General features: G+C 67.6%; 17 protein-coding genes. 8 read left to right on the top strand and 9 right to left on the bottom strand.

Going from position 1 to position 13,397, the window contains the following annotated elements; translation table 11 throughout:
• Nucleotides 1–36 precede the first annotated feature (36 nt).
• From F1D05_RS30070 to F1D05_RS30060, 3 genes are read left to right on the top strand one after another with little or no spacing between them, the layout of a single operon-like run.
• Complete coding sequence (locus tag F1D05_RS30070) at nt 37–351, top strand: EthD family reductase (protein ID WP_185443773.1); 315 nt, start codon at nt 37–39, stop codon at nt 349–351.
• On the top strand, nt 351–1,439 hold the full coding sequence (locus F1D05_RS30065; RefSeq protein WP_185443772.1) for a Gfo/Idh/MocA family protein: 1,089 nt from the start codon (nt 351–353) through the stop codon (nt 1,437–1,439). The genes F1D05_RS30070 and F1D05_RS30065 overlap by 1 nt, the downstream gene beginning before the upstream one ends.
• A complete protein-coding gene (locus F1D05_RS30060) occupies nt 1,439–1,717 on the top strand; it encodes a hypothetical protein (RefSeq protein WP_185443771.1) in 279 nt (92 codons plus the stop codon). Before F1D05_RS30065 ends, F1D05_RS30060 begins: the two co-directional genes overlap by 1 nt.
• Nucleotides 1,718–1,947: 230 nt before the next feature.
• Here the strand turns inward: F1D05_RS30060 and F1D05_RS30055 are convergent, their stop codons facing one another.
• The 4 genes from F1D05_RS30055 to F1D05_RS30040 all read right to left on the bottom strand — a co-directional run bounded on the left by F1D05_RS30055 (nt 1,948) and on the right by F1D05_RS30040 (nt 6,553).
• Entirely contained in the window at nt 1,948–3,627 is a 1,680-nt protein-coding gene (locus F1D05_RS30055; protein WP_185443770.1) for a PhnE/PtxC family ABC transporter permease, read from the bottom strand.
• A 68-nt stretch (nt 3,628–3,695) separates the two neighbouring features.
• Nucleotides 3,696–4,442, bottom strand: a complete 747-nt coding sequence (locus F1D05_RS30050; protein ID WP_185443769.1) for a phosphonate ABC transporter ATP-binding protein — start codon at nt 4,440–4,442, stop codon at nt 3,696–3,698.
• A complete protein-coding gene (locus F1D05_RS30045) occupies nt 4,439–5,365 on the bottom strand; it encodes a putative selenate ABC transporter substrate-binding protein (protein ID WP_185443768.1) in 927 nt (308 codons plus the stop codon). The genes F1D05_RS30050 and F1D05_RS30045 overlap by 4 nt, the downstream gene beginning before the upstream one ends.
• 87 nt (nt 5,366–5,452) lie before the next feature.
• Nucleotides 5,453–6,553, bottom strand: coding sequence for a radical SAM protein (locus F1D05_RS30040; protein ID WP_185443767.1), 1,101 nt, complete (start codon nt 6,551–6,553; stop codon nt 5,453–5,455).
• Nucleotides 6,554–6,665: 112 nt separating this feature from the next.
• Here F1D05_RS30040 and F1D05_RS30035 point away from each other — a divergent pair, with 112 nt between their 5' ends.
• The 3 genes from F1D05_RS30035 (at nt 6,666) to F1D05_RS30025 (ending at nt 8,490) form a co-directional block, all read left to right on the top strand.
• Entirely contained in the window at nt 6,666–7,313 is a 648-nt protein-coding gene (locus tag F1D05_RS30035; RefSeq protein ID WP_185443766.1) for a class I SAM-dependent methyltransferase, read from the top strand.
• A gap of 170 nt (nt 7,314–7,483) precedes the next feature.
• The gene (locus F1D05_RS30030; protein WP_185443765.1) at nt 7,484–8,041 is read left to right on the top strand and encodes a DoxX family protein; all 558 of its coding nucleotides are present in this window, start codon (nt 7,484–7,486) and stop codon (nt 8,039–8,041) included.
• A complete protein-coding gene (locus F1D05_RS30025; RefSeq protein WP_185443764.1) occupies nt 8,038–8,490 on the top strand; it encodes an Rv1678 family membrane protein in 453 nt (150 codons plus the stop codon). The genes F1D05_RS30030 and F1D05_RS30025 overlap by 4 nt, the downstream gene beginning before the upstream one ends.
• 489 nt (nt 8,491–8,979) lie before the next feature.
• Here F1D05_RS30025 and F1D05_RS30020 read toward each other — a convergent pair whose 3' ends face one another.
• From F1D05_RS30020 to F1D05_RS39145, 5 genes are all read right to left on the bottom strand, one after another.
• Complete coding sequence (locus F1D05_RS30020) at nt 8,980–9,339, bottom strand: STAS domain-containing protein (RefSeq protein WP_185443763.1); 360 nt, start codon at nt 9,337–9,339, stop codon at nt 8,980–8,982.
• An 81-nt stretch (nt 9,340–9,420) separates the two neighbouring features.
• Nucleotides 9,421–9,957 carry a sigma-70 family RNA polymerase sigma factor gene (locus F1D05_RS30015; protein ID WP_185443762.1) on the bottom strand — a complete coding sequence of 179 codons (537 nt, stop codon included), beginning with the start codon at nt 9,955–9,957 and terminating at the stop codon, nt 9,421–9,423.
• A gap of 333 nt (nt 9,958–10,290) precedes the next feature.
• Entirely contained in the window at nt 10,291–10,431 is a 141-nt protein-coding gene (locus tag F1D05_RS30010; RefSeq protein ID WP_185443761.1) for a hypothetical protein, read from the bottom strand.
• A gap of 106 nt (nt 10,432–10,537) precedes the next feature.
• Nucleotides 10,538–11,104, bottom strand: coding sequence for an SRPBCC family protein (locus tag F1D05_RS30005; RefSeq protein ID WP_185443760.1), 567 nt, complete (start codon nt 11,102–11,104; stop codon nt 10,538–10,540).
• A gap of 208 nt (nt 11,105–11,312) precedes the next feature.
• Complete coding sequence (locus F1D05_RS39145) at nt 11,313–11,687, bottom strand: class I SAM-dependent methyltransferase (RefSeq protein WP_206685879.1); 375 nt, start codon at nt 11,685–11,687, stop codon at nt 11,313–11,315.
• 183 nt (nt 11,688–11,870) lie between these two features.
• Here F1D05_RS39145 and F1D05_RS29995 point away from each other — a divergent pair, with 183 nt between their 5' ends.
• Nucleotides 11,871–12,458 (top strand): TlpA family protein disulfide reductase, encoded by a 588-nt coding sequence (locus F1D05_RS29995; RefSeq protein ID WP_206685878.1) that lies wholly within the window; start codon nt 11,871–11,873, stop codon nt 12,456–12,458.
• A 2-nt stretch (nt 12,459–12,460) separates the two neighbouring features.
• On the top strand, nt 12,461–13,300 hold the full coding sequence (locus tag F1D05_RS29990; protein WP_185449616.1) for a cytochrome c biogenesis CcdA family protein: 840 nt from the start codon (nt 12,461–12,463) through the stop codon (nt 13,298–13,300).
• Nucleotides 13,301–13,397 lie beyond the last annotated feature (97 nt).

The raw sequence follows: 13,397 nt of genomic DNA, 5'->3' as shown, positions 1-13,397 counted from the left end.
TCGAAGGCATCGCACTGACCGGACTGAGGGGTTGACATGTACAGGGTGACAGATCTCGACGGGACACCGTCCTCGACGCAGGACTTCGATCGGTACTACGACGAGAAGCACATCCCGCTCGCCCAACGCATGGCCGGCCTGACCGGATGGACCGTCTGCCGGTTCGACCCCGCGCCGGGCGGCACCCCACCGCAGTACCACTGCCTGGCTGAGCTCTATACCGACATCCGCGCCGACCTGGAGCTCGTCCTCGAATCCCAGGCGGGCCGGGAGGCCACTGCCGATCTGGACAACTTCGCCAGCGGTGGCGCCATCTTCTTGTTCGGCGAAGAAAGAGAGGTACCTGTCTGATGGGGATCGACGTCATCGTGGTCGGCCTGGGGTTCGGCGCCGACTTCGTCCCGATCTACCAGGCCCACGAGTCCGTCGGCCGCGTGGCTGTGGTCGACAGCAATCCCGACCGTACTGCGTCCGTGGCTGATCGCTTCGATGTCGCCGACCGTTTCGCCAGTCTGGAAGAAGCCCTCCATGCACCCGGCTGGGACGCGGTCCATCTGGTGACCCCTGTGGCGCTGCATGCGGGCCAGGTGCAACAGGTCCTGAAGTCCGGCCGCCACTGCGCCTCGGCCGTGCCGATGGCAACGACTTTGAATGATCTCGACCAGCTGATCGCCGCCCAGGACGAGGCCGGGCGCAACTACATGATGATGGAGACCGCGGCCTATTCCCGCGAGTACTTCCACGCCCGCTCACTGCTCGATTCCGGCCGGCTCGGCAGACCGGCGTACTTTCGGGGCGAACATCTGCAGAACCTGGACGGCTACCCACCGTACTGGCTCGGCTATCCGCCGATGCATTACGTCACGCACGCGCTCTCCCCAGCGCTCGCCTTGACTGGCGAGCGGGTGGAGTCGGTGCGATGTCTCGGATCGAGTCGATTGACGTCCGATCACATCGGCGTGGCCGGGGAAGGCTTCGGCACCGAGGCTGGGCTGTTCAAGTTGAGCGGCGACGAAGACCTGGTGGCCAACGTGACCATGTCGTTCTTTCAGCTGGGCCGGAGCTACCTCGAAGGCTTCTCCGTATACGGCGATTCAGGTGCGCTCGAATGGCCGCAGCTGGAAGGCGGCCCGATGAAGGAATTCGCGATGCTGCCGCACGAACCAGGGCAACGCGGCCGGGTGGTGATCGAGAAGGACGTCTGTCCGACCGGTGCCGCCGACCTTCTCCCCGAATCCCTACGCCGCTTCACCGATGGCGGCCATAGCGGTTCGCACCCTCATCTTGTGCACGAGTTCGTCTCAAGCATCCTGGAGGAGCGGCGGCCACGTGTGGACGCGCGGACCGCGGCAACGTGGACCGCGCCTGGGATCTGCGCTCACCAGTCGGCCTTGCAAGGCGGCACCGAAGTCTTCGTGCCTGACTACGGTGCTCGCTGATGCCGGTGATCGCGCTGCTCGGCGCGCTGGACACCAAGGCGTGGAGTATGTATTCCTTCAAGACCGGATCGCTGAACCTGGCGCCACCTCCCTTTGATCGACACGGCGTGCTCTGTCAGCCCGGTCTCAGTCCCTTCCTCGAGCGAGAACGGATTGCCGAGCTGGGTGGAGGTGACATCACCGAACTCCGCCGCACAGCCGACCGGAACGCGAGCATGACGGTGATGGCCCGGGGGCTGCGGTGGCGCTTGCAGACTTGGTCAGCCGAAGGGCAGTAGACGGCGTACTCGCGGTTGGTGAGTCACCGCTGCCAGGTGCGATGAGGCGACGGCGCTCCCCACTGCTGCTTCGACCCGGTGCACCCGCGATCTCGCGGTCCCACGGATGCTCGGTGACGGCACCGGCCACAAGGCCGGCCGCGTCTACTTCCCGCGTTTGTCCGGTCGGATCCCCAAGATACAGAACCCCGCCTGCGATCACATATCGCGCAGTGAGCCCATCCCTGCTGTCAATTTCGTGTTGCTTGGTGGAGGCGGCGGGTGGCGAGTTCGGTGGTGATGCTGAGGACGCACGAGGCGGCGAGGAGGGTGGTGATGGTGGGGTATTTGAAGGTGGCGAGGTTTTCGGCGAGTAGTTGTCCGAGGCCTGCGGCGCCGACGATGCCGACGACCGCGGTGTCTCGCAGGCAGATCTCGAACCGGTAGAGGGTGTAGGTGAGGAACTGTTGGGCCGAGGGTGGCACGGTTGCGGCGACCGCGGCCACCCGTTGGGTCACTCCGGCGTGGCGCAGGACGTCGGTGGCGCGGGTGTCGATGCTTTCCCACGCCTCGGCTACCAGTCGGCCGAGGATGCCGCCGGTGTAGAGGCCTAACGCCAGCGCTCCGGGGAGGACTCCGGGGAACAGTACGAGCAGCGCCACGACGGCCCAGACGGTCGGCGGAATGGATCGCAGCACCAACAAGACTGCACGGGAGATCGACCGGGTCGCTAGCCGCGCCAGGCCGGCATGGTCGGTGGGAGGGTGGCGTGGGCTGGTCGCCCACGGTCCCAGGGCCACGGTGATGATGACGGCGACCGTGATCGCCAGGATTGCCATGGCGATCGTGTCCAGAGTCGAACCGATGAGGACCTGCCAGCCTCCGCTCGGGAGCTGAGGAGGCCACAGGTCCTGCAGCAGCCGTCCGGTCAGGTCTCGGGTGCGGGGGCTGGTGAGGCCGGCGAGCGAGACACCAGACGTCAGCCAGGCGACGATGATGCCGGGCAGAAGGACCAGCGCCGACCAGCGGGCCCACCGTGAGCTGGTACGGCGAACAATGGCCGCAGCATCCCTCTGTGCGCTGCGGCCACGTTTGTGCTGCGTGCGGCCACCGGACCAGTCCGAGCAAGTCACGACTGCCATGTCTGAGCGGACTCTGGTGCTCCACAGGTCGACCAGGGCGGACAGTAGGAGGACTGCGCCGATCAGGGTCCACACTTCGTTCCAGTTCCTCGACTGGAGACTGACGACTATCGCTTGGCCGAGGCCTCCGACGCCGACGACACCGAGCAGCACGGTGGATCTGATCGCGCATTCGAACCGATAGAACGAGTACGACAAAAGTAGCGGCGCCGCGGCGGGCAGCAGGCCGTAGACCAGGGCAGGGACCGGGGATGCGCCCGCGTTCCGTAGCGCCCTCAAGGGTCCGTGCGGCAGGTCGTCGAAGGTCTGGCCGAACACTTGGGCGGTCTGGGCACCAAACGGAAGCGCGATGGCCAGTACTGCGACGAGGGGGTCCAGGCCGAGCACGCTCACGAACAGCAGGGCCCAGACCAGTTCGTGCACGGAGCGGACAGCGACGAGGACGCTCCGGAGCAGGAGCCGGACGACGCGCACAGGCCACCGTGGTGGGCGGGTCCACGCGGCGTCGCTGAGTATGAGTCCGCCGACCAGGCCGATCACGAGGGCACCCGTCGTGCCGAGGGTCGCGAAGGCCAACGTGACGCCGACCGCGTCCAGGACCAGGGTTAGGAAGCCTGGCTCGAGCGATGGGCGGAGCGCGGACGCGAACAGGTCGCCGAGCAGCGGCAGTCCACCCCGGTTCACCAGATCCGCTCCCGGAGGAAGACTGCGGTGCAGGGCCCAGGCGACCGGGCCGGCCGCGAGCAGCAGACCCATCAGCCGCCGGATCCACACGACTCTGCCGGTCACAATCCGCCGCGACCTCGCGGAGCCACCACCGGGATCCACTGTGGCCGGTGGGCGGTCGAGCAGCCCGGTCATGCCAGGGCGTACAGGTCGGAGAGCAGGTCTGCGGTCAGGTCGTCGACCGCGGCGTCGAAGATGACGGCACCGTCGCGTAGCCCGACCGCGCGGGTGCAGTGCTGCCGTGCCAGTGCCGGCTGGTGCAGGCTGACCACAAGGGTGGCGTCGCGCCCTGGCGCGCGGAGCAGTTCGAGCGTCTCGGCCGCGCGAGCCGGGTCCAGGCTGGACACGGGTTCGTCGGCCAGGATCAGCTCGGGCTGTTGCAGGATCAGCCGGGCGATCGCGACCCGCTGCCGCTCGCCGCCGGAAAGGCGGTCGGTGCGTTCGTGCAGCGCCCATTCCATTCCGACGCGGCGCAAAGCGGCGCGAACGCTGTCGTCGGGCCTCGGCCACAGCAGGGAGGCCACTGCGCGGGGGCTGCTCCACTGAGCGAGGCGGCCAGCGTTGATGTTGTGAAGCACCCGGACCTGTTCGATCAGGTCAAGCCCCTGGGTGATGGTGCCGATCCGCCGCTGCAGCGCGCGCACGTCGCCGGGTGACAGGTCGACGAACTGCCGGCCGAAGACCTCAACCGTGCCTTCGGAGGCTGCGACCGACCCGTTGAGGAGCCCCAGCAGGGTGCTCTTCCCGGCACCGCTGGCGCCCAGGAGGGCGACCCGCTCGCCGATGTGCACTGTGAGGTCCACCTGGTGGAGCGCCTGGTGGGTGCCGAAGCGCCGCCCTGCCTGGCGCAGCCTCACGACTGGCGTCGACGCGCTCATGCCAGCAGGCCCTGCTCCTTGGCGACCGCCTCGATCTGGTCGTAGTTCGCGTTCTTGGTCCCGATGAATGATCGCGCTCCGAAGAGTTTGAGGATCGCGGCGTCGTCGGGTTTGGTGGCGTCAAGCCCCAGGAGCAGATTGGTGATCTTGCCGGTGGTTCCGGCGCCGAAGGTCTGGTCGAGATCGGGGCGGGCCAGCCAGTGATAGTCGGCGTATCCGGGAGTCCGCCACAAAATCACGACCTTGCCGAGGTCGACCTTGCCGGCCGCCACGGTGGCTTTCCAGACCTGCTCGTTGACCGCACCGACCTCGAAGCTTCCCGATGCGACGGCCTCGATGGTCGCGTCGTGAGATCCGGAGAAGCCGGGCTTCCCCTTGAGGTCGCTTGCATCGAGGCCGCCTTGTTTCATGAAGTATTGCGGCATCAACCGGCCCGAGGTCGAGGTCTGGCTGCCGAAGGTCAGCGTGTGACCGGCGAGGCTCTTCAGCCCCGCAGTGTCCGCGAACGGTGCCAGACCGGAGCTTTTTGCAGCGATGAACAGGCTGTGGAAGTCGGCGTCGATGTCACGTTGGGCGATCGCACTAGCTCCCGGGACCCGGGCGCGGGCCTGGACCCCGGTCAGGCCGCCCATCCACGCCAGCTGGATGTCGCCGATCTCGAAGGCGCGGACCACCGCGGTGTAGTCGGTGACCGGCCGGTACACGACCTGAAGTCCGGTGTCGCCCGCGAATCGCTTGGCCACCACCGGATACAGCCGGTTGAGCAGCTCGGGATCCTGGTCCGGTATCGCGGACATCCCCAGCGGCCCAGGGGGCCGCTGGGAGCCCGCCCCGGCACCCGAGCCATCCGCGCCGCCACAGGCGGTCAGGACGAGCAAACCGGCCGAGCCGAGCAGGAAGGTCCGCCGCGTCGTCGCAATCATCAGGCGCCTCCAAGGTGGGTCAGTGGAACCGGTGGGCCGACTGCACTGCCGGCGAGCCCGGCTATCACCTGTGCCGAAGTTTTCACGTCAGGCACAGCGGAACACCTCCCGGCCGGTGGCGGCCGCGGCGTCCTGAACAGCGAGGGTGTCTCGGACCACGCCGAAGACCTCGGCCAGCGGCAGCGGCGCGTCGGCGATCCGCAGGTGCGGGTTGGTGACCGCGACCGGGTGCCACCAGGCCCCGTCGGCGGTGATCGTGGGTTCTGGTTCCAGGCTGTCGATGGAGACATGGATCCCTGCGCCGGCGAACCCCTCGTGGGCCACCGGCCGGATCACCCGATCCTCCCGGGCGATGCCTTCGGCGTCGAGGCGCCGGTGCAATGCCTCCACTCCGGCCGGGTCCTCGTCAAACAGCGTCGCCGCCACCCGTATCCGGAAACCCAGGGATCTGGCCAGCGTGATCCCGTCCAGCGCGCGGGACCAGGAACCGTAGCCCCGTTGACGATCGTGCAGATCAGGGGTGGCTGAGTCGAGGCTGACCTGCAGCACCACCGAGCGGTCCAGCGCCTCGAGCGTCTGCCGCCGGCTTCCCCTCGCGAAGATCATCGCGTTGGTCAGGATCGTCCGTTCCAGCCCCTCACCGGCCTCAACGAGGTCGCCCAGGTCGGGGTGCATGAACGGTTCCCCGCCGGTGAGGAACAACTCACGCCCGCCCAGGGCTGCGAACTCGGCGAAGACGTCGCGCGCGACCTGCGGGGCGAGTCGCCGCCTGTCCGTCTTCGGGGACGATTCGGCGCAGCAGTACAGGCACGCCAGGTTGCAGTCGAAGTTTGTGTAGGCCCACAACCGGTGCCCTACCGGCGTCCTGTCACCCTGGCTGAACACCGTGGACGACAACGGCGCGGCACCTGCCTTGCGCACTGAGAACCACCACGGCCCTTCAATGGACTCGGCGACCTCGGCGGTGACCTGGTGCCCCACCAAGTCGGCCCACACGGGCAGGTCGGTGACCACACTCGCCTCCGCGCTGCGGACACCGAGCAACTGCCCGGTCTGGAGGCGACGCATCGCCCGGGTGATCAGTAACAGCAGGCCACTGCCACAATCCATGTCGCCGCCGTCGACAAGGACGGCGACCTCGCCCAGCGGGGTCACGCTCTGTTCACCCAGTCCAGCAGACTCGCCCATGCGGTCACCCTAGGGCCGCAGTGTGACCGCTGCGACGGGCAGAGTGATGACGGTTCGCTGACGCTTTCCAGGTCGTGCTAACGCGTCAGCTTCCGGCTGTAGCGTTCAAGCCATGCCCGACATCTCACCGGCGCGGCCAGACGATGCCGAGTCCCGCAGTGCGTACTGGGAGGCGGTCCACGACGGCAAAGGCGTCGACGCGGTCTCCTGGTGGCAGTCGGTCCCCGGCCTGTCCCTAGAACTCGTGGACGCTGCCCGGCTCGGCACCGCCGAGCCGATTCTCGACGTCGGTGCCGGCTGGTCGACACTCGTCGACCACCTCGTGGAGCGCGGCTACCGCGACCTGACCGCTATCGACCTGTCCGCGACCGCGCTCCGAACGGTCCGTGAGCGGCTTGGGCCGTCCGGTGACCAGGTTGTCCTCCAGGTCGCTGATGTTCTCAACCTGCGGCTGGGCAAGCGGTTCGCACTCTGGCACGACCGCGCCGTGTTCCACTTCCTGACCGAACCCGACGAACGCAGCGACTACCTCGCGTCGATGGAACGCTCGCTGAGACCCGACGGCTTCGCGGTGGTGGCGACCTTCGGACCCGACGGCCCACTGACCTGCAGCGGACTGCCCATCGTCCGCTACACCCACCTCGAACTCGCAGCCCAGTTTTCCGGCTACCAACTGCTCTCGACCAGCGGGGAAGACCACGTCACCCCGTGGGGAAGCACCCAGCAGTTCACCGCGGTCTTGCTGCGGCGCGTGGGCTGACAGCAACCTCGGGCGGTGCCAGCGCAGGGTGTCGGCGCGACCGGCGTCCTCTATGTGCCCTGAGCGCGATCGTCTGTAGTGTTTCGGAGCCGTAAGGCCGCTGCGCCTTGTGTGGAGGAGCCTGGTGCGGATTGATGGACGGTAAGAGTCCGAGGCGAAGAAGGCGAGCCATGGCGGTAACCGAACAGACCCGAAGACCAAACGCGTCGGACGAAGCCTTGGTCTCTTCCCGGCTGTCGCGGGCGTTGGTCGCGCTCGTCCGGATCACCGTCGCATTGCTGTGGATCCAGAACCTGTCGTGGAAGCGGCCACCGCGGTTCGGTAACCACTCCGATCCACCGGACGGCCTGTACCAGTGGACCCTCAACGGCGTACAACACCAAGTATTCGCGCCCTGGGCCTGGTTCGTGCAACACCTCGTGTTGCCGAACTTCCTGTTGTTCGCCTGGCTGACCTTCCTCATCGAGGGGTGTCTCGGCGCGTTCCTGCTGGTCGGCCTGGCGACCCGGTTCTGGGCCTTGGTAGGCGTCGCACAGTCGATGGCGATCACCCTGTCGGTGTTACGGACGCCGAACGAATGGTTCTGGTCGTACTTCCTGATGATCGCCGCGCATCTGATGCTGTTCGCCGTCGCGGCCGGCCGGGCCTACGGCATCGACGGCGTCATCCGCCCCCTTTGGCGCCAACGCGGCGGCGTACTGGTGAAACTGCTGCGGGCTGCCTCATGAACCAAGTCAGCGGAGCACGCCGCAGGCTCGACAGATCCGCCATCGCCTTGGGAGTAGGTGCTGCGGCGAGCCCGCTGCTCGGCCTGGGCAGCCAGACCCCGCCGCGACTCATCACGCTCGGAACGATCGGAGTGATCGTCACCCTGGTGCTGGCCATCACAGCGCTCGCAGGCGGATACCTTCACGTGCGGCCACTGATCATGGCCGCCGGGGCAGGGTTTGTCGCTGCTGCGGTCCTGCAGACAGTGCAGGCATCGCTCGGTGGAGCCAATACCCTCGGCGGAGACGGATCCATCGTCGCCCTGTACCTCGGCTTCGCCGTCGGTCTGCTCGCCATCGGCCTCGTCCCGGTCACCTCAGCCACCAGCGCCGCAAACGCCGAAACGGCCGTCAACCAGCTCGGCACGATGCCGTCATCCGGGCCGCCGACCTCCCCAACGGTGTCTTGACGTTCGGTGAGTGGGTGTGGCTGGGTGCGGCCGCGACAACCCCAGCAGGGTGTCAGCGGCCTCGTCTGTGTTGCTGCGAATGTAGCGATGCGGCTTGTCGCCGACGGCATGAATCCGCGGCCCGCGAGTTCCATCTGGCTCCTGAACGTAGGCCAGGCCGCCGGTTCTATCGAGCCAGCGGACGAGATCTTCGATTGAGCTCTCCTCCGACCCGCCGTCGGGACCTTCCCAGTGAACATGAGCGATACCGCGCAGATCCTCGCGCCCCTGTGCCATATCGACCGCCGTAATCGACAACGTCGCATAACTCGCCAGGCTCATCGATCGACGCACGCTTCCTAGTCAGGAGATTTTCGCATCGTGGCACGACCGCAGCGGAGTCGGAAGAGGACAGAAGAGCATGTCTTCCGTGGCCCTCCCACCGCCCTCGATGCCGATCGCTGCTGACCACCAAGCCATCTGCAGGTGTGAGTCACGGCCGGCGCTGCTTCACATACCGGCGTCGGCCAGCGCTGCCAGGACTTCGGGGTGTGTTGCGGTCACTTGAAGGCTGCACCGCGCTGCCCAGCAGCGCCTTTGGGCTTCGTCCAGCAGGTGCGGCAGGCTGGCGCCGTCGTCCAGGCGGGAGACCGCGTCGAGATCCAGCACGACTACTCCGGTGCTCAGGTCGCAGGCATCCAGCAGAACCTCCCGCACCACCGACGCCGCGTGGGCATCCAGCGCGCCGGCCACCTCGACCCGTACGAGTCCGTCGGCGACCTGCAGACCGATCCGGGCCGACCGCGGAATTGGCCGGCCGGCCATGGATTGCCGGCGCGAGGAAGACTTCTGCTTCTGGACCGTGGACATGGCATCACTTCCTTGTATCAGTACAACACGAGGCCATGAGTTCAACAATGGCCCCAGACAGGCGGCGCCAGGCCAGGTCCGCTAGGCCGGTTTGAGGTCGTGCAGACAGTCACGTAGCCGGTGCAGGGCGGCCCTCATCCGGTCCTTGACCGCCGGTAGGGACTCTCCCAGGGACTCGGCGACCTCGGGGTAGGTGTAGCCGTCGTAATAGGCCAGTTCGATGGTGGCGCGTTGCAGCCGAGTCAGTCGGGTCAGGCAGTCCCGGACCGTGTCCGCGTCCAGATGGGTGGTGGTCTGGTCGGTCGCGTGGTCGTAGTCGATCGGATAGCCCTGGCGCAGGGCGGGGGTGTCGCGTTCGGGCCGCTGGCGGGGGTGTTCGGCACGGACTCGGTCGATCGCGCGGCGGTGTGCCAAGGTCAGCACCCAACCGGTGATCGAACTACGCGCGGCGTCGTAGCCGGCTGCGGTGCGCAACAACTCGATCATGACGTCCTGGGCGACCTCTTCGGACGTGGCGGGGTCGCGCAGGATCCGGCGGATCAGCCCGTAGGCACTGGCCGCTGTCGCGTCGTAGAACTCAGCGAAGGCGTCACAATCACCGGCAGCGACCCGCTCCATCAAGTCCCCAGACGGGTCCGGGCAGGCCCGGGGTCGCCGGGTGAAGACTGCTTTGTGTGGCGTCGTCCGATGGTCTGACACAACTGTCCCCAAGACGTATTGGTCCCCCTCCGAGGTCAACCTACTCCTCGCCTGACCAGCCTGCGGTCAGGCGAGACAGTCCTGACACCGATTGCTTCAGTGCCAGGGCTGAGCCACCTCACCCCTCGACTAGACGAGATGACTTGGCGGCCCTGTGCCCACCCGGTTGCCACCTATTCGTGCTCGTCGGTCATCGGGACTTACCTGGTGCTGCTGCCGCCCAGCGGGTAGCTCGCCAGGCCATCGTGAGGGTCACGACCCCATCGCGATCATGTCCATCGTCTGCATCAGGATCCCGAACACGACCCCACCGGCGAGGCCGGCGATGGCTCCTCTGGTCGGGTGGTCTACCGAGATCATCGGGGTTGCCGGGTGGGCGCTCACGTCAGCCATCTCAGCTCCTTCGCGTCGGGCCACCACGATCTGACCGGGTGGCTTCAACAGCGACGCCAGGTGCGGGCCTGGCGGGGGTCGGTGAGCGCTGTCACACAACGCGCGGCTACCGGCGAGCGCGGCGTTCGGACTCGGTTTTGATCGTGTCGAGGGAGGCTTGGACGGTGGCGATCCACTTTGTTGCGACGAGGTTGCCCCAGGCCTGCCCCAGGCCCCACAGATCGGTGCCGAGTTCCCCGGTGTAGGTGAGAGTGGTGCCGCCGTCGACGGCATCCAGGTCGAATGTTTCCTGCACCTGGGGTACCGGGCCGCGGACCAGGCGAAAGTCGACGCGGCCGGGCCGGTCGAACCGTACGGTCTCCACTGTGGTGGCCCGCAGCCGGCCCCTGATCGGGGTGTAGTGGGCGGCCAGAACCATGTCTTCGCCACGGTCCAGCACCTGCACTTTTTCCTGGAGCGCCCGGGGTACGCGTTCGCCGTACGGGGCAGTGATCGCGTCGAAGACCGTCTCGGGCGGGGCGGCGATCTCGATCCGCAACGGCCCCAGCGGTCTGGTTCGGCGGCCGATACCGAGGTCGAGCGGCGCCGCACCGGTCACCAGACCGAGGTAGGTTGCCGCTCCTGCTACCCCCGCTCCGGTAGTGGCCAGCAGGACTCGCCGCAGACTGCTCATGGAATGTCCTTCGTCGTTTCCGGGCCGGGTTTGTGTGCCACGATCAACACGTACCCGAGGACACCGTCGCTGACCGCGCGGCGCGCCGCGGCGAGGGTTGCCTTGTTCGGTCCGGCTCGATGCCGCCCGCGTGCAGCCGGCGGGGGCGGTGAGGCGCAGGAACTCCAGCCGTGCCTCGATCTGGTCGATCATCCGGCCGACCGTGGCGTCATGACCTTCGATGGAGGTCACCGTCAGGCCGGCGGCGGTGAGCAGCGCGGCGTACCCCGTTGATCTCGGCCGCAGCGTTCACCTTGTCGGGAAAGGTGCACATCGCGCACTCGCACAGCACCATGTCGACGCTCGCGTCCGGGACGGGAAGCTGCTCGGCGTCACCGACCTCGAAGCGGATCTGCCCGGTCAGCCCGGCCAAGGTCGCGGCACCGGTCGCCAACGCGACGTTCGCGGCCGACAGATCGACACCGACCACCCGCGCCGCCCGTTCGCGGGCCATCAGCAGCGCGGTGGTGCCGCACCCGGACGCGATGTCGAGGACCTCACCTCCGTGCTCGATGCCGGTCGCGTCCGCGAGCCGGCGAGTCATGGCTAGTCCGCCGGGATGGTAGGAGTCGCCGAGCAGCAGGCCGGCCTCGCTGTCACGGCAACGCTGTCGACATGGGCCCCGCAGCCAGTCGGTCTGAGGCGGTCTGATCCGGCGCCCGGAATGTTGACGGACCGTAAGCGGGCTAACGGAAACCATCACTGTAAATGTGGCACCGTGACAGTCATGCGACTTCCTGGATCTGCCGCGGCACTGGTAGCGGCGCTGGTTCTGGGGGTCACGCTGTCCGGGTGCGGCGCCGGCAGCTCCGGCGCAACAACAAACCCGACCACATCGGCGACCGCTCGAGGTCCCGGAGCAGCCTCCCCGCCACAGACAACCGCCACCGGCAGCCCGGGCAGGTCTGTCCCGGTCGGGGAACTGGCCTTCACCGGCACCACTTTGGCAGGTCGACCGTTCGACGCGGCAACCCTCGCGGGAAAGCCGGTGCTGTTGTGGTTCTGGGCACCGTGGTGCCCGACCTGCGCCGCCGAAGCACCCGACGTCTTGGACGTCCAGCAACATCACGCCGGCCGGCTCGGCGTCCTCGGAGTCGCCGGTCTCGACGACCAGAAGAACATGCAGCCGTTCGTGGACCGGACCAAGACCGGCGCTATCACCCATCTCAGCGATCCCACCGGGCAGATCTGGCGACGGTTCAGCGTGACCCAGCAATCCACCTATGTGCTGCTCGATGCCGCCGGGCACGTCACCTTCTCCGGTGTCCTCGGGGGCGACGACCTACGCGCCAAGGTCGCCGAACTCACCAGTTGACCATGTACAGCGTGCCGATCGGGCTGGCCCTGGCGGCGGGGACCCTGGCCGTCGTCAATCCCTGCGGCTTCGCCCTCCTGCCCGCCTACGCATCCTTGCTGGTACTCGGCGACCAACCAGCGCGAAGAACCGTCGCGATCGGCCGCGCACTCGGCTTCGCCGCTGCTCTGACCGTCGGGTTCGTCGCCGTATTCGGTGTGTTCGGGCTGCTCCTGGCTCCCGTCGCCGCGCAGATCCAGCCCCGGCTGCCCTGGTTCACCGTGGCCCTCGGGCTCGTGCTCGCGGTCCTCGGCGCCTGGCTGACCACTGGACGCTCGTTGCCTGGGCTGAGGCTTGCTGCCGGTCGGGGGCCGGCCCTGACCCGCTCCTTCACCTCGATGACCATGTTCGGGGTGGCCTACGCACTGGCCTCGCTGGGCTGCACCATCGGCCCCTTCCTGGTCACCGTCGTGGCCACCTTCCGCGCCGGAACAGTGACAGGCGGCGTCGCGGTCTTCGCCGCCTACGCACTCGGCATGGGCATCGTGGTCACGGCACTGTCGCTCGCCATCGCCCTCGCCCGGGAAGGCGTTCTGACCACGCTGCGACAAGCCGGACGGGTCGTCTCCCGGCTGGGTGGACTGCTTCTGCTGGTCTCCGGTGCCTACGTCGCCTACTACGGCTGGTACGAAATCCGGGTCCAGCGTGGCGGTGCCGCGAACGACCCCGTGATCGACACCGGCGCGGCCATCCAGCGCTGGCTCGCAACAGGGCTCGACGACCTCGGTGCCGCCGGAATCGCCGCCATCGCGATCATCCTGATCGTGATCACGACCGTTATGCGACGCACCCGCCGCCGCTGACCAGGCGTCGCCCTGTCGACCACGCGAGGGCTTCCGGTGTCATCGCGCACAACGGTGCGCGGGGTTCCGGTCGAACCCACAAAGCAGCTCTGGGCAG

The sequence above is a fragment of the Kribbella qitaiheensis genome (assembly GCF_014217565.1).
GTDB lineage: Bacteria > Actinomycetota > Actinomycetes > Propionibacteriales > Kribbellaceae > Kribbella > Kribbella qitaiheensis_A.
Note: the sequence above shows the minus strand (reverse complement) of the source record. Positions and strands in the feature narration are given on the sequence as shown.